The organism is Paenibacillus jepli (assembly GCF_047238105.1).
Taxonomy (GTDB): Bacteria; Bacillota; Bacilli; order Paenibacillales; family Paenibacillaceae; genus Paenibacillus_D.
This window is the reverse complement of the sequence record NZ_JBDFMD010000002.1, coordinates 91,383-105,993: the sequence shown is the minus strand read 5'-3', so window position 1 is coordinate 105,993 and position 14,611 is coordinate 91,383. Positions and strand designations below refer to the sequence as shown.

At 44.0% G+C, this 14,611-nt stretch carries 19 protein-coding genes; 2 read left to right on the top strand and 17 right to left on the bottom strand.

Annotated features, from left to right (window positions below):
- Positions 1-307 precede the first annotated feature (307 nt).
- The gene (locus tag ABC336_RS31920; RefSeq protein ID WP_413242762.1) at positions 308-736 is read right to left on the bottom strand and encodes an Ada metal-binding domain-containing protein; all 429 of its coding nucleotides are present in this window, start codon (positions 734-736) and stop codon (positions 308-310) included.
- 129 nt (positions 737-865) lie between these two features.
- Here ABC336_RS31920 and ABC336_RS31915 point away from each other — a divergent pair, with 129 nt between their 5' ends.
- Positions 866-1,828, top strand: coding sequence for an arsenic resistance protein (locus ABC336_RS31915; protein ID WP_413242671.1), 963 nt, complete (start codon positions 866-868; stop codon positions 1,826-1,828).
- 174 nt (positions 1,829-2,002) lie between these two features.
- On the opposite strand, the gene ABC336_RS31910 is transcribed toward ABC336_RS31915, so the two are convergent.
- Genes ABC336_RS31910 through ABC336_RS31885 form a run of 6 tightly spaced genes read right to left on the bottom strand, consistent with a single transcriptional unit; the run spans position 2,003 to position 5,965 of the window.
- Positions 2,003-2,434, bottom strand: coding sequence for a protein-tyrosine phosphatase family protein (locus tag ABC336_RS31910; RefSeq protein ID WP_413242670.1), 432 nt, complete (start codon positions 2,432-2,434; stop codon positions 2,003-2,005).
- A 13-nt stretch (positions 2,435-2,447) separates the two neighbouring features.
- Positions 2,448-2,912, bottom strand: a complete 465-nt coding sequence (locus ABC336_RS31905; protein WP_413242399.1) for an ArsI/CadI family heavy metal resistance metalloenzyme — start codon at positions 2,910-2,912, stop codon at positions 2,448-2,450.
- Positions 2,913-2,935: 23 nt separating this feature from the next.
- Positions 2,936-3,883 (bottom strand): thioredoxin-disulfide reductase, encoded by a 948-nt coding sequence (gene trxB, locus ABC336_RS31900; RefSeq protein WP_413242669.1) that lies wholly within the window; start codon positions 3,881-3,883, stop codon positions 2,936-2,938.
- Between the two features lie 17 nt (positions 3,884-3,900).
- Complete coding sequence (arsC, locus tag ABC336_RS31895) at positions 3,901-4,320, bottom strand: arsenate reductase (thioredoxin) (protein WP_020616230.1); 420 nt, start codon at positions 4,318-4,320, stop codon at positions 3,901-3,903.
- A gap of 24 nt (positions 4,321-4,344) precedes the next feature.
- Positions 4,345-5,637: an arsenic transporter gene (locus ABC336_RS31890; protein ID WP_413242668.1), complete on the bottom strand. Its 1,293-nt coding sequence runs from the start codon at positions 5,635-5,637 to the stop codon at positions 4,345-4,347.
- A 16-nt stretch (positions 5,638-5,653) separates the two neighbouring features.
- Positions 5,654-5,965, bottom strand: coding sequence for an ArsR/SmtB family transcription factor (locus tag ABC336_RS31885; protein ID WP_413242667.1), 312 nt, complete (start codon positions 5,963-5,965; stop codon positions 5,654-5,656).
- A gap of 238 nt (positions 5,966-6,203) precedes the next feature.
- On the opposite strand from ABC336_RS31885, the gene ABC336_RS31880 reads away from it, so the two are divergent.
- Positions 6,204-6,797, top strand: a complete 594-nt coding sequence (locus ABC336_RS31880) for a response regulator transcription factor (RefSeq protein ID WP_413242666.1) — start codon at positions 6,204-6,206, stop codon at positions 6,795-6,797.
- Positions 6,798-6,929: 132 nt separating this feature from the next.
- Here ABC336_RS31880 and ABC336_RS31875 read toward each other — a convergent pair whose 3' ends face one another.
- The 10 genes from ABC336_RS31875 to ABC336_RS31830 all read right to left on the bottom strand — a co-directional run bounded on the left by ABC336_RS31875 (position 6,930) and on the right by ABC336_RS31830 (position 14,424).
- Complete coding sequence (locus ABC336_RS31875) at positions 6,930-7,256, bottom strand: ArsR/SmtB family transcription factor (protein WP_413242665.1); 327 nt, start codon at positions 7,254-7,256, stop codon at positions 6,930-6,932.
- Between the two features lie 599 nt (positions 7,257-7,855).
- Positions 7,856-8,332, bottom strand: coding sequence for a C40 family peptidase (locus tag ABC336_RS31870; RefSeq protein ID WP_413242761.1), 477 nt, complete (start codon positions 8,330-8,332; stop codon positions 7,856-7,858).
- Between the two features lie 141 nt (positions 8,333-8,473).
- Positions 8,474-9,124 (bottom strand): response regulator, encoded by a 651-nt coding sequence (locus ABC336_RS31865; protein WP_413242760.1) that lies wholly within the window; start codon positions 9,122-9,124, stop codon positions 8,474-8,476.
- A gap of 12 nt (positions 9,125-9,136) precedes the next feature.
- Entirely contained in the window at positions 9,137-10,204 is a 1,068-nt protein-coding gene (locus ABC336_RS31860) for a flavin-containing monooxygenase (RefSeq protein WP_413242759.1), read from the bottom strand.
- Between the two features lie 259 nt (positions 10,205-10,463).
- Entirely contained in the window at positions 10,464-11,123 is a 660-nt protein-coding gene (locus ABC336_RS31855; RefSeq protein ID WP_413242758.1) for a M56 family metallopeptidase, read from the bottom strand.
- Positions 11,120-11,542, bottom strand: a complete 423-nt coding sequence (locus ABC336_RS31850) for a BlaI/MecI/CopY family transcriptional regulator (RefSeq protein WP_413242757.1) — start codon at positions 11,540-11,542, stop codon at positions 11,120-11,122. The genes ABC336_RS31855 and ABC336_RS31850 overlap by 4 nt, the downstream gene beginning before the upstream one ends.
- A gap of 24 nt (positions 11,543-11,566) precedes the next feature.
- Entirely contained in the window at positions 11,567-11,983 is a 417-nt protein-coding gene (locus tag ABC336_RS31845; RefSeq protein ID WP_413242756.1) for a disulfide oxidoreductase, read from the bottom strand.
- A gap of 16 nt (positions 11,984-11,999) precedes the next feature.
- Positions 12,000-12,680: a DsbA family protein gene (locus ABC336_RS31840; protein ID WP_413242755.1), complete on the bottom strand. Its 681-nt coding sequence runs from the start codon at positions 12,678-12,680 to the stop codon at positions 12,000-12,002.
- 26 nt (positions 12,681-12,706) lie between these two features.
- Complete coding sequence (locus ABC336_RS31835; protein WP_413242754.1) at positions 12,707-13,789, bottom strand: copper resistance D family protein; 1,083 nt, start codon at positions 13,787-13,789, stop codon at positions 12,707-12,709.
- Positions 13,790-13,791: 2 nt separating this feature from the next.
- Positions 13,792-14,424, bottom strand: a complete 633-nt coding sequence (locus ABC336_RS31830; protein WP_413242753.1) for a copper resistance CopC family protein — start codon at positions 14,422-14,424, stop codon at positions 13,792-13,794.
- Between the last annotated feature and the right edge of the window lie 187 nt (positions 14,425-14,611).

The window sequence follows — 14,611 nt, the reverse complement described above, 5'->3', positions numbered from 1 at the left end:
CATTTAGTTGTAATATGCAAGTAATTTCGAGTAAATCCCATGTCAATGTCATATACTCATTATTTTCATGGGCATATGAATCGAATCTTCTCAGGAAAATAGTTGTAAAATACAAGTGTTATTGGCATAAAGTTTACCCCTGTGACATACGACACGAACCAGATTTGCCATCCTTTCGTATCGGCAAGTAATTTAAAAAAGGCCTGATGTGGTTTTGCGCCGTATCAGCAGCTGCAATCATGGCTTGGGTTTAGTGGTCCATTTAGTTGTAATATGCAAGTAATTTCGAGTAAATCCCATGTCAATGTCATATACTCATTATTTTCATGGGCATATGAATCGAATCTTCTCTGTAGCCGATCTCATAAGCGATTTGTGTCGTAGACAACTCCTGTATCCGTAATAAGTTCTTTGCTCTTTCAATCCGAACATCATGCAGATATTGCAATGGACTGATCCCTAGTAGTTCTTTGAAGGTCCGTTGGATATGAGAAGAGTTTCTCTCCAGTATTTCCGCCATGCTTTGCAACGTTATTTTTAGCTCATAATGGGAATGGATATAGTCTTTCGTTTTTTCTCGCTCCTGATCATAGAATAGAACGACATTTTTAGGGTTTGGCGTTCGGGATGTACAGGAAGGTCTGCAAAACGTCCCAGTCGTAATTAAGGCATAAAAGAACTGGGGGTCATATTGAGCATTGCAAGAAATGATGGCCTGCCACTCTTCATTTGTCAAGCTTCTACCCTCCCTTTTCAATTGAACCTCAAGATTATGAAAGCTTCTGCCTTGCCAGACCTATAAACTAAATCTCATACCGGTTAGTTGTGCACAGCTGCCTCTATCCCAACTGAAAGAGGTTTGAACATGAGCTTACTCGAAAAGTATCAAACGTTTCTAATTTTGCTGGCGGTTGGGCTCGGGCTCTTACTGGGTCAACTGCCATTCATAGGGCACCATGCTGAAAATTTGATTATACCATGTCTGGTCTTCATGTTGTACGGCTTGTTTTTAAACATCCCACTTCACCAATTTAAAGCGGCTTTTCGTAACATCAAATTTCTGGGTCTAAGTAGCATACTAAATTTTTTGTGGACGCCTTTGCTCGCCTGGTTTCTCGGGTGGATCTTCCTGGCCGACCATCCAGCATTGTGGATTGGCTTTATCATGCTCATGGTCACTCCTTGTACAGACTGGTACTTAATGTTCACAGGAATTGCCAAAGGCAATGTAGCTCTGTCGGCTTCCATCCTGCCCGTTAATTTAGTCTTACAGGTACTGCTGCTCCCCGTTTATTTAATGATTTTTGCTGGGACTATCCAGACCATTCCGTTAGCTACCCTGACCGAGAGTGTGCTCGTCGTCCTCGTGATCCCATTTGTACTGGCCCATACTACGCGCTTCCTCTTGAGAAACAAAGAGTCAATACTGAACAACAAATTGGGGCCGTTTTTCTCGTCTGCACAAATCATCTTTCTATGCCTGGCCATTTTGGCCATGTTTGCATCGCAGGGTTCAATTCTAGTTGACAATGTGGGAGCCATCTATGTTTTGATTCTCCCGGTTCTATTGTACTTTGGCATTAATTTTATCGTAGGCTTACTGACAGGAAAATTGTTTAGGTTACCATCAGCGGATGCAATCAGTTTAAATTTAACTATTGTTGCACGAAATTCGCCAGTTGCTTTAGCTATAGCAGTAACGGCTTTTCCTGACCAACCCTTGATATCATTAGCCTTAGTCGTCGGACCATTAATTGAATTGCCGGTACTTGCTGTGATCACTCAAGGTCTCTTATCTTTGTATCATAATAAAAAACAGAAGGCGTAAACAGGCTAGCCCCTGAGGCGCTAGACGGCTTGTCAAGAACGGAAAGCTTGTTGCTCGCAGTGAGCTGCAGCCTCGTTCAGCAAAAGCATTATAAAGCTACTTAGGCATTTAAAAAACTTATGAGAAAAAAGAAAAATGGCCGCGTCTTAAGACGACGGCCACCTCACCCTGCCTTTAGGACTCAAACAACTTTTGTAATGCTTCCCGTTGAGGTTCGCGAATCTGAATGACAGGCCGAATCTCTTTTGCGATACGCTCTGCTTCTTCGATGGAAGAGGCTTTTCCTAACGCTATTAATGTGCCTATTGAGACAGCACCTGTACGGCCCTTTCCACCACCGCAATGAAATCCGACCTTCTTGCCTTCCCGATAAGCCGTCACAACCTGATTAATGGCCTCTTGAAACAAATCTTCTTGCGGTGTTTCCGCGTTGTCTCCAATACCAACCCTGATCCATGTCGCATCCGTTTCCGGGTAGGCGCATTCGGTTGCTTCTTCACGAAGATCGACAATAACTTCACACTTTTCATCCAAAACCATATCTTTAACGTCGGCCGCGCCACCCATGAAAATCCGATCCTCTATTAGTGCATGATACGTCTTCATCGTAAATACTCCTTTACTTCTTCTGAAATGATGTGAATTCAACCGATACAGGGGCCGCAGGGGGAGCGCAACAAAGGGACAGGTCCCGAGGATCCCCTGCAGACTCAAACTCAGAATCCTCTTTGGTGTAAAAGATCTCCCACGCGTTTCCATCAGGATCATAGACCCACACTTTGTCTTGAACAGCATAACAACACGTTGTGTTCATCTCATCAATAGTCAATAGTTCCGATTGCCGGAGACGTTCTCCCATCGCGAGAACATCTTCGGTAGTATTCACTTGGAAACCCAGGTGGTTTAATACACCATTTTTCTCAAACGGTCGGACATTCAAAGAGAAATGTAAAGCTGGTTCATCCAATTCAAATTTGGCATAGTTATCTTTGATCTTTACAGGTTCTACCCCAAAGAAGTTTCGATAGAAGGTTAGCGACTTTTCCAGATCCGTACAATTCACAGCCACATGCATGCGTTGAATCATAACCGTGTTTCCTCCCTTGTTTAGAGTGTTATACTCCAGTCATGTACACGATTGCCCTCCAGAAATTTCTCGACATCCAGCGCAGCCATGCAGCCCGATCCGGCTGCGGTGATCGCTTGGCGATACGTATGATCCTGGACGTCCCCACAAGCAAATACACCGGCTATATTCGTTTCTGTCGTCCCTGGCTTAACGAGGATGTATCCTGTTTCATCTGTCTGTAGCTCATCACCCAGGAAGCCTGTGTTCGGGGTATGGCCAATCGCAACGAATATGCCGTCCGTTTGAATGACTTTCTCTTCACCGGTAGTGGCATCCTGTCCTTTTAAACCAACCACGCCGTGTTCGCCAGCGAGCACTTCGACTGGGATGGTGTTTAATGCCCACTCAATTTTAGGGTTGGCTCGTGCGCGATCTTGCATAATCTTTGAAGCGCGCATCTCATTTCGACGGTGGACGACGGTTACCTTAGCGGCAAACTTTGTTAGAAAGTTGGCTTCCTCCATGGCAGAGTCACCACCGCCAATGACAACAATCTCTTTCCCTCTAAAGAAGAAACCGTCGCAGGTTGCGCATGTGCTAACGCCGCGGCCAATATTTTCTTTCTCTCCCGGAATGCCAAGGAGTTTTGCTGAAGCACCGGTGGAGATGATTAACGATTCTGTTTGCAAATCACCCATGCCGTCTACCGAGAGGGTAAACGGTCGATTCGTAAAGTCAACGCTGGTCACCCATCCCCGATGAAACTCAGCACCGAATCGTTCCGCTTGTTTACGCATATTATTCATAAGTTCAGGCCCCATGATTCCATCAGGAAACCCCGGGAAATTCTCGACCTCGGTCGTAAGGGTCAATTGTCCGCCTGGTTCAGGCCCCTCAATCACAATGGGCTCAAGATTGGCACGGGCCAGATAAATGGCAGCCGTCAAACCGGCTGGTCCTGTTCCGATAATTACTGCTTTATGCATCGCGAACCCTCCCTACTTTATTCTCCTTCAGCAGCAAATCGCTGGATACGTGCCTCAATCTGGTCTCGAACTCGTTGAAACACTGCCCATTTCTCCTCGTCCGTGCCGGTTGCTTTAGCGGGGTCATCGAATCCCCAATGATATCGTGTCACATGCGGAGGGGTCATCGGACATTTGTCGTTTGCATCGCCACAAAGCGTAATAACGACGTCTGCTTTATTCAAAATCTCCGGATCAATCACATCCGAGGTTTGCTGGCTTATATCGACGCCCTTCTCTGCCATGGCTTTAACCGCCTTGGGGTTTAATCCGTGTGCTTCAATACCTGCGCTATAAACGTCATATTCTTCACCGAGATGTTGATGTCCAAAACCTTCTGCCATCTGACTGCGGCACGAATTACCAGTACAAAGAAAGTAAACGATTTTTTTATTCATGTGAAAGTCTCCTCTTGAATGAATTTAGTTGATGATCCAAAGCCATAACGACAAAGCGGTCAAAGTAATGAACAAGGTAGGCACGGTTAAGATGATGCCAACTCTAAAGTAATATCCCCATGTTATTTTCACGCCTTTGCGTGAGAGCACATGCAGCCATAACAGGGTAGCTAATGAACCGATGGGCGTGATTTTTGGTCCGAGATCCGAACCAATGACATTGGCGTAAATCAAGGCTTCTCGAATGATCCCCTCTGTTCCTGTCCCTTGGATTGCAAGCGCGTTGATCATCACAGTTGGCATGTTGTTCATGAAGGAAGAGAGCACGGCGGCAATAAAGCCCATGCCGATCGTAGTCACATACAAGCCTTGGTCGGCGACTTGTTCAATGATCTGACCTAACTGATCGGTGAGACCTACATTGCGCAAGCCATAAACAACGACGTACATACCAATGGAGAAAACAACGACAGACCATGGCGCCTCTTTGATGATCTTTGTTGTGGCAACTGCCTTACTCCCCCGAGCTGCGATGATAAAAAGTATCGAGACGACCATGGCAACGATCGAGACGGGGACGTGAATAAATTCACTGACGAGATAGGCAACCAATAACACAGCTAGAATGATCCAGGATAAGCGAAAGAGTTGGTGATCTTTAATCGCTTCCCGAGGGGCTCGTAAATGCTTCACATCATAGTTTTTCGGAATGCTTTTTCGGAAGAAAAGATACAAGACGATAATACTTGCCGCTATAGAGAACAGATTCGGAACAATCATGCGCGTCGCATACTGTACAAAACCGATGCCAAAATAATCGGCAGAGACAATATTGACCAGGTTACTGACGATGAGCGGCAGTGATGCCGTGTCGGCGATAAATCCGCTGGCCATAATAAACGGTAAGATCATCCGCTCGTCAAACTTTAGCGCCCTTACCATCGATAATACGATCGGTGTTAGGATAAGAGCTGCACCGTCGTTCGCAAAGAAAGCAGCAACCAATGCGCCAAGCAGAACGACATAAATAAACATCAAGGTGCCATTGCCTCGGGCTAGCCTGGCCATATGTAGGGCAGACCATTCAAAAAAACCAATTTCGTCGAGAATAAGTGAGATGAGAATGATGGCTACAAAGGCCAGCGTCGCATTCCATACAATCAATGTCACATCCTGGACATCACTGAAACTAACGACACCAAAGAGCAGGGCAAGAACGGCACCACCTGCTGCAGACCAGCCAATGTTCAATCCTTTTGGCTGCCAGATGACGAAAATTAACGTCACAACAAACAATATCGACGCAATGATTAACATAAGTCCTCCTTAACAGCTAACAGCTTTCTGACTGAAATTGCATGGCTTGGTGTTTCATCGATGGAACATCATTTAAAATGTCGGATATATAAGGTTTGTTATCACGGTTTATGGCATAGTAAATCCACTGGCCTCGCCGTGTTTCGCGGACCAAATTACCGGTCTTTAACTTACGTAAATGCTGGCTAATATTAGGTTGTGTGGACTCTAATGCAGCTGCAATGTCACAGACACACATCTCTTTTTCTTTGAGTAGCGCTAGTATCATTAATCGCGTTTTGTCAGACAACAGTTTCAGTTCTTCAACCATAGCAGCATAACTAAGCATGGTACTCCCCTCCTATCCCATATATCGCTTCTAATTTCACCTTTATTATACTCATATAATTATATAAGTAAAGGTTTATATGTAAATCGGAGATGAACAATTTTTAAACGGACAGGATGCACACCTAATTGGTGAGCCGTTCGAGAAAAAGGCTTAAAAGATAATTAACTTGTCATTCATATAATAACATGTTTATATATTGATATAAGATATTTCAAGAAAGGCGGTCTGAATCATCATGCTAAAGGTACTCTTGGTTGAAGATGATTTGTACTTCTCCTCCTTCGTTCAACAAGTGTTAGAACGTGAAGGCCTTTATGATGTTGAGATTGCTAAAACGGTTGAAGATTCCTGTCAAAAGATGATTGAAAACAAGTATGATCTTATCATTTTGAATATAACGATTGGCGGAGGGAGAATGGGTCTTGATATGCTAAGGTCTCTTCGGTATCGAAGCTTGAGCGTCCCTGTTTTAATTCTTTCCATGTATGACCGGGAACCGGAGGTAATTGAGGGGCTAATAGCGGGAGCAAATGATTATTTAGCGAAGCCTTTTAGCGTGACGGAGTTGCTCGGAAAGATTTCGAACCTCAATTCAAGGTCCGTTTGTTTTAAGCAACCTAAATGGGCTTCTAAAACTGGATCAACCCGTGGGATAGTTATTCATCCCGAGTTGCCTGCAATTGAAATCAAAGGGGTCACTGCTCCTCTGCGGCCGATTGAATACGAATTGTTCATAAAACTCGCGAGGCAACAGGGGGTCATCTTATCCCAGGAACATTTACTACATAGTGTTTGGAATAGTGATTTTATGGCGGGAACAGAAATATAGAGATTCATATTAGCTCATTAAGCCGTCGCTTGGCTCACTTTCAGGAAGCTATTCGTATTGTATTTTTTCGCGGCGGTTATCGCTTTATGTGCAATGGACCGTGGTGTCATATAAGACACAAGAGCAGTTAAATTAGTCGCATGCGGTTGCTGCAAGTTGCTGGTCCAGCCATTCCAGCTTTTCGGCTTGAGAAGGAATGCTTTCAAGTACGTCCTTCACGTAAGGTTTTTCTTCGAGGCTTAGGGAGTAATACACCCATTTGCCTCTCCGATATTCGTTTAGAAGTCCGCCGGCCTTCATTTTCCTCAAATGCTGGCTTATGCTAGGCTGTGACATCTGCATAATATCGACAAGATTACAGACGCAAAGCTCTCTTTCCTTAAGTAACCCCAGAATGGTTAATCTTGATTTATCGCCAAGGAGTTTGAATGTCTCAGCCATTGTATCCAAAGAATCCATGTGGAACACCTCCCTAAAGTACATAATTATATAATCTAATTATAATATATTGTAAACCATTAAATCTAATTACATCTGGATAGGCCTCACAAACGTGCCATAAATTAAGTTAGATCTCCCCCGTCATTTAAAAGAACGGTGATCAGGTATGTCTTAGATGATTATTTGCACGACACCAGCATCTGTGGCAATCACCTCAATAATTAGTGCAACCGTTTATTTATTGTCCATAATCCCGGTCACAGGCGGATAGCGCAAAAACACTAATTGCTATGAGAATTAACACTAATTTGTTTTTCGTTTTGTATGACACCTCATAGTTTCAGTACAATAGCGTGGGACCTCCCCTTTTTTTTTGCAGGGCCATCTACGGTGCTATCTATAAATAAATCTTTGTTCCTGGACCCTGATAACGTCCTCTGGACATGTTATGCAAGAATATAATACGAAGGCAGTTCACTTTTGCTTTCTCACCAGTATACAACAAACCCAGTAACTGCGCGGTACTGGGTTTGTTTTTACTCTCTATTCTTTTTGCCGATCTCTCAGTTAAGACACTACTTGCTCTTAAACAACAACAGCAGCTTGGCTTTTTTAATTCACTTTAGTTCCATCATCTTAATAAAGGTGCTTTCTGTAACGACTCGTCTTGCAGTTACGTATCGTTTCTCAAAGTAACTATCGCTCAGTCTACTGATTGTAACTCCTTTGCTTGAAGAAGAGTGCGCAAATTTTCCTTCCCCTATATAAATGCCAGCATGAGAGATTCCTTTTCCACTTGTGTTGAAGAATACGAGATCTCCATGCCGTAGGTCTTTTTTATTTACTTTATCCCCGACCTGAGCTTGTGTACTAGAGGTTCTTGGCAATTTGACGTCAAACTGATTGAAAATATGTAATATAAAACCGGAGCAATCGAATCCTTTAATTGATGTGCCTCCCCATTTATATGGAGTTCCAACGACTTCTTGAATGAGATCTGCAAGCTTTGTGGGCTCCGACTTCTCCGCGAGTGCACTCCCTCCACTAACCAAAAAGATCACGCAGGATAAAAAAACAACAAATTGCTTTCTCAAAAACAACTTCTCCTTTCACTGCCTTTTAGAATCCACGTCAAGGCAATTTTTATACTACGATACATAGTTTAATTCAACAAAAAGTGACCTGTTCCTCCAGCATACAGATTAGAATGCTTTCATAATCTAGTTAGTGGCGTTTCATCTGCCAAGCCACCCCTTTTCAAAGGCATAACGCGTCAACTGTACTCTATTAATCAATTGGAGTTTATGCATGATGTTTTTGAGATGGTTTTTGACGGTGTGTACAGAAATGCCCAAGATATCGGAGATATCCCTGTTAACTAAACCTTTTGTTACCAGACTAAGAATTTCGGTTTCACGTTGGGTTAATGGGTTAGTGCTAGAATCAGGACCCTCCCTTTGACTAAATTCCTTCATAATGTGAAAAGTAAGTTCTTTTGTCAGCTGCGCTTCATCAACAACGACCGCTTTCAAATACTCGAGCCATGACTCTGGTTTTAAATTTTTCATTAGATACCCCTGCGCGCCTTTTTTAAAAGCATCAAAGAAATGCGTTATGTCGTCAGAGACCGACATGATGACAATTTTCACAAAAGGGTACTTTTCCTTGATTCGTTTTGTTGCTTCCAACCCGTCCATTCCAGGCATTTGAATATCCATCAGAATTAGATCTGGCTTCCATCGCTCAGTTAGAACGATGGCTTCCATGCCGTTACCTCCTTCAGCTACGATATGGAATGAGGGTTCACTGTTCAATATGGCGCGTATCCCTTTCCTGGCTTGCACGCTATTATCGATGATGAGGACTTGAAAAATAGAACCTCTCATAACGACCCTTCCTCACTTTCCCTCTTGGACTTCTGCGGAATGAAGATGCTTCATCAAATAATTCGCATCGTCCCCGACCCCACCTATTAATGCGGACCCACGACGATGAAGCCAAGGCAGCCCGAGAAAATAAAGACCCTTTACTGGACTTATCCCTCGATCATGTAATGGTTTACCCTGATCATCGAGCGCTTCGGAAATATGAAGCCATTTATACTCTGCAATAAAGCCCGTAGCCCAAATGACATTGGCAACTTGAGCGCTGCTTCCGTCTATAAATGTGAAACGGTCATTATCCGCATGATTTGTCCTAGGCTTTAATTTGACTGCACCTTGAGCGGTTAGCTTTTTTAACTCTTTACCGAAAATAGGGTCAGGCCTTTGACTGAGCCTTTTTCCGATAGGTGATTGGATCGAGGCATCTAGTAAGCCTAATCTCTTAAACCACCAAAAGATACTTTTCCCCATTAAATCCAAAGGAAAATACTTGATTTTATGACCAACTGAGAGCAATACTTCATGTGTGTTAGCCAACTCAACCGCAATTTGTGCACCTGAGTTACCGCCTCCTACCACAAGAACAGGACCGGCCTTTAACTGGTTCGGATTATGATAGTTAGATGAGTGCAACTGACAGACGGAATCAGTGAGAGATGCCGCTAACTTCGGTACAAAAGGGGTCTGGAATGGACCGGTAGCAATAATAACTTGTTTAGCAGTATATCGGGATTGATTGGTTTCAATATAAAATTGATTATTTATCTTCTGTAATTTAACGACTTGAGTATTGAGGTGGACCGGTAACTCAAATGTTTCAACGTAATGTTTTAAATAATCAGCGATTTCATCCTTTGTAGCATAACCCTCCGGGCTGCCTTTCAAAAGTAAACCTGGTAACGAACTATACCAGCGTGGAGTAAATAACACCAAAGAGTCATAACGATTTCGCCATACCTCTCCAATCTCAGCTTCTTTACTTATCAGTAAAAAATCTTTTTTCTGTTGTTTCAGATGATAAGCCATAGACAATCCAGCTTGTCCGGCCCCAATGATTAAAATATCGATATAAATTTCCTTCATGCCGGTTCACTCTTTCTAAAAAGATTAAAGGGTTAGCATCACTAACCCTAAATTAAGGATTACATACAGTACCCGAATAAAAAAATCATCATAAATAACAACACAAGACTTGAAATAATGAGATTGAAGCGACTCGTGACTCGAATATCCAACTCTGAATTCAAGTTAATGAGTTGTTCGATACGGTAATTTACAGCGGTATCAGCAAAATGAATTGCGCTTCCAAATCGTAAAGGTTTGGATTGGCTTTTGACCAGCGCTAGTAAAACTCTTGCAATAGGTTCTTCACTTTCATACGTTTGATTGCGTAACGATCGGCCAATAGTTCCATCCATATTTCGTAATAGCGTGATAGATCTTTAATCAAAGGGATGAATACAAATCCTGTGCTTACTACTTTCCATATAACAGATTGAAGTGGATGGTGAGACCGACAATGGTATAGCTCATGGTACAGAATCGCACGAACTTCTTCATCCGAAAAGCGGCTCAGGACCCCAGTCGAAATGACGATACGACAGTTGAAGATACCGTATGCCATGGCTGCAAATGCTGATTCTTTGATGACGATAACCTGGGTTGAGGAGGCATCGAGCCGCCGCGTCCATAAGGCAGAGCGTTCTGGGTCAGCTACAGTTGAGAGGTAACGCGATAACTTATAATGAAGTATGAATTGTTCAATGAGGCTAAACACAACCACTGCACTAAAGAGAATCATCGCTATATTGAACAGATGCTCCATGATGAGATGTTCTGTAAAGAGGGTATGCACTACCGTTCTCCAGCCATTCGATCCCTCGGCAAAGTTGGGCATATCACTTAGCTGATGATTGATGCGCAACCCCATTTGAACCAAAACCCAACTCACCAATAAAAAGTTAAGCGTCAGCACCCATTTTAGTTTTAAAGGCATATTCATTTCTTTTTGAGCTCATTGAGCCGGTTTTCTAATTTTGTGATCAACTCCGGATTTGCCGAATCCAGTTGATCGATAAAATGATTGACGATCACAGGTCCAAAGTCTTCGATTAGCCCCTCTGCTACGACTCTCGTCTGCTCCAAAATGAATTGTTCTTCCGTTTGAATAGGGTAGAAAAAAGTTAATCGATTTCGGCCGCCGCCGGTTGTTTCTTTCCTCAGGATACCCTTATCCGCCAATCGAATCATAACGGTCATAACGGCGTTTAATGATATGGCAGCCCTATCGTTCAAGAGTTCATGCGTCTGCTTAATCGTCATCTTCTCGTGCTCCCACAACGTTTTCATGACTCTCGCTTCCAGTGATCCAAAAAAACGGTGTAAGCCCTCTTCATTGACGTTCAGCTTTTTTATTCTCATCTTTCGAACCCTCCGCACCACGATTTAGTTAGACGGTCTTCTTCCAATCACCAGTAAGACGGTAATAAGGACAAAGCCCATCCAAGCCAGGAACGGAATCGTTATAAAACCGAACCAGTTAATATATTGTACATTACAAGGTACACCTTGTGTACAAGGCTGAATGGCATCAAGCCACGGAAGCTTCTGTTTTAAGTAATGATAAGTGGAGACGCCAATGCCGATTATGGATAAAGGGAGAACATATTTCTTGCACTTGTCATCGTCAAAAAAGGCGGCCACGCCAAGGATAATGCTTAGCGGATACATGAGTATTCGTTGAAACCAGCATAACTCGCAAGGGATAAAACCTCGAATTTCACTGAAGTAAAGACTGCCCAATGTTGCAGTTACTGCAACGAGCCAGGCTAAGTAGAGATGGTACTGTCTTAACAGCTGCATAGGCTTGTCTCCCCTCTCATTCTGTTTCTTGCTCGATAGCTTGCTTAATGGCCTCATAATCAAACGGGTTGGCAATGACAATATTGTTTACCACAATGGTCGGTGTTTGTTGAATGCCAAATTTGTCAACTTGTAGCTGATCTTGATCAAGCTTGTCTTGAATTTCACTGGATTTCAGATCGTTCATGAATTTGTCCGCATCAAGATCGGAGACAGTAGCTTCCGCTACTTCAAGCACTTTGGACTCCGTCACCCACAGGTCATCGTGGCTCACTTGCGTCGGCTGCTCGTCAAACAAGGCTTTGTGGAAGTCCCAGAACTGCTCGGGATAGTCCAGGTAGATGACCTCGCTTGCTTGAGCAGCGAGTTTTGATTCTTCACCATGGAACAAGGTATTAATATAGGAGAACGAAGCGAGTCCGGTGTCAATGTAATCCTGCTTTAGTAGTGGCCATACCTGTTCTCCCCATGCTTTGCAAGATGGGCATTTGTAATCTCCAAATTCGACAATGGATACCTGGGCGTTCTCATCCCCTGCGAGCGGTTGACCTTCTATCGATGGTGCTTCGGCAAGCGGCTGCTCGCTACTGTCTTCTTCGGTATTGCCTGCTTGATTAATGGCGAAAATCGCTCCGAAGAGCACAATCACGATTAACGTATAGATAACAAGAGATCGGTTTTTACGATTGGATTTCATACTACACCTCCAAAGAAATTGTGTTGCTAAGAAACAATAAGCATTGCCCCATAGTAGAGAATGGCTGCACTGATAAGCGACCACATCACAGCAAATGCGGGTTGGCGATTCTTTATACTGATCGCTGCAGCGCTAAGAGGAACCAGGGCTGCAACAAACATGCTGATCGACATGGTATTCAGAGAAATTAGCAGGTCCGACTCCGGATCCAGTTGGCCGCCGCTAAACCACAAGTAAAGCGGTGATGCCGGCGATTCGTTAAGGGTATCCGAAACATCATGAGGGGCCGGCTGTTGGTTCATAAACCCTGTCACGGTAAAAATAAGGATCAGAATGAAACTCTCTGTTTTGGCCCAAATCTGCGGTCGGAACTGTGGATCCTTCTGTAATCGATGCTTTACCCAGAAGCCATTGGCAATCGCAAATAATGCCAGCGGGACAAGAAGAATATGCTTGATGAGCAGCGCTTGACCGTACGAAAGCTTCCAGGCGTTTACATACTCCGGTGCGATGCCGTTCGTGAGAACAAATCCAGAGGAAGCAATTACGAGCATACAAAGGATCGCCAAGGGGTGGTACCATCCCAGGAAGGATGTCCAATGCCTGGTGGGCTGTGGATGCCAACCAGCTAGTAGCAAGGGGCCGGCCCATAAAGCCACAGCCCATATATGCAAGGTTTGAGCGATGACTCCCCACGAACCGTACCACGAAGCGATATGGCTGGACCAACCTTGGGCCAGGATCAAGAGTACAAGGCAGAGCAGCATCCCTTTCAAAGCTTGAGGATGACCGGTTCGGCCATGTACATAAGCGAGGCACCCCAGGACAATGGAAGCCACCAAGGTGAAGATAAAGATCCTGCCCTCATTGAAGCTGAACAGCACTTGCTGGAACGTCAACAGCCAACCGACATCATCCCCAAAGAAAGAAACAATCCGCAAGATCGGGAAGAATGAAAAGAAACCAATGCCAAGTGATGCAAACAAGGCAAAGCGCGAGGAGAGATTAGACACGGGACGGTAGGCTTCAGGAACCAGATATAGCAGGACATACCCACAGCCGATAGCAAAGCTGAGATACAGGAACGGCTCTGCAAACCAAAACCACATGATTACTGGCGCCTCCTCATGCCGTTGGCAATGAAAACCAGTGCTAATGCAGTAATGGCTACAATCAACCACGGGACGACGGTAGTCGTAATTGTATTTGCGGTAACCGTTCTCGTATCATTAGCCTGCTCAGCTTCAACAGCTTCTGATCGTTCCGCAGCCGGCTCATCCACAACAGGTTCATTTGCGGGCTCCTCCACAGATGGGAGCGGATCCTCTTCGGGTTCTGCCGGAGTTGCTGGTTCTTCGGTAGTTCGAACGGTAAAACGGTACGATCCTTCGATTGGATGACCGTCACGGCCAACGATTTTCCACTCAACGGCATAATCACCCGCCTGTAATGGATTCTCGACCGTACCACTCATCCTATTATTGTTAACCAGGATCTGTCCGATCTCTACTTCATTCCCGTCGGAACGAATTAGTTTGAAATTGCTGAGGGGCTCTACTTCGGTGTTAAATATCATGCTGATCTCAGATAGACGATCTGTAATGACATCTCCATCTTCAGGTGTTGAAGATTCCAATCCGGTATGAGCCATTGCAACTTGCGAAAACAGCGTTAATGCGAGGCTGCATGTCATAACCATAACCATACAGCGAAACGCGGCGCGAACCCTCGTCCTCTTCTTCAAAACGAACCACACCTCATCTTAACTTTATTGCTAATTAAACTATTAATTGTAGTTTAATATGACGATTTAAGTATATCAAATCATAAAGAAAAGCTTAAGATGGAGATGTTTCAAATTAGGGAATATTTCGAAGCAATTCGAACCTACCAGTGCAGTGAAACGCAAAGAGGCTTCCGAAATCCGCAGT

Coding starts and splice junctions, on each gene's coding strand:
- ABC336_RS31915 (WP_413242671.1), top strand. CDS start 866: ATGAGCTTACTCGAAAAGTATCAAACGTTTCTAATTTTGCTGGCGGTT.
- ABC336_RS31910 (WP_413242670.1), bottom strand. CDS start 2,434: ATGAAGACGTATCATGCACTAATAGAGGATCGGATTTTCATGGGTGGC.
- trxB (WP_413242669.1), bottom strand. CDS start 3,883: ATGCATAAAGCAGTAATTATCGGAACAGGACCAGCCGGTTTGACGGCT.
- arsC (WP_020616230.1), bottom strand. CDS start 4,320: ATGAATAAAAAAATCGTTTACTTTCTTTGTACTGGTAATTCGTGCCGC.
- ABC336_RS31890 (WP_413242668.1), bottom strand. CDS start 5,637: ATGTTAATCATTGCGTCGATATTGTTTGTTGTGACGTTAATTTTCGTC.
- ABC336_RS31885 (WP_413242667.1), bottom strand. CDS start 5,965: ATGCTTAGTTATGCTGCTATGGTTGAAGAACTGAAACTGTTGTCTGAC.
- ABC336_RS31880 (WP_413242666.1), top strand. CDS start 6,204: ATGCTAAAGGTACTCTTGGTTGAAGATGATTTGTACTTCTCCTCCTTC.
- ABC336_RS31875 (WP_413242665.1), bottom strand. CDS start 7,256: ATGGATTCTTTGGATACAATGGCTGAGACATTCAAACTCCTTGGCGAT.
- ABC336_RS31865 (WP_413242760.1), bottom strand. CDS start 9,124: ATGAGAGGTTCTATTTTTCAAGTCCTCATCATCGATAATAGCGTGCAA.
- ABC336_RS31860 (WP_413242759.1), bottom strand. CDS start 10,204: ATGAAGGAAATTTATATCGATATTTTAATCATTGGGGCCGGACAAGCT.
- ABC336_RS31855 (WP_413242758.1), bottom strand. CDS start 11,123: ATGAATATGCCTTTAAAACTAAAATGGGTGCTGACGCTTAACTTTTTA.
- ABC336_RS31850 (WP_413242757.1), bottom strand. CDS start 11,542: ATGAGAATAAAAAAGCTGAACGTCAATGAAGAGGGCTTACACCGTTTT.
- ABC336_RS31845 (WP_413242756.1), bottom strand. CDS start 11,983: ATGCAGCTGTTAAGACAGTACCATCTCTACTTAGCCTGGCTCGTTGCA.
- ABC336_RS31840 (WP_413242755.1), bottom strand. CDS start 12,680: ATGAAATCCAATCGTAAAAACCGATCTCTTGTTATCTATACGTTAATC.
- ABC336_RS31835 (WP_413242754.1), bottom strand. CDS start 13,789: ATGTGGTTTTGGTTTGCAGAGCCGTTCCTGTATCTCAGCTTTGCTATC.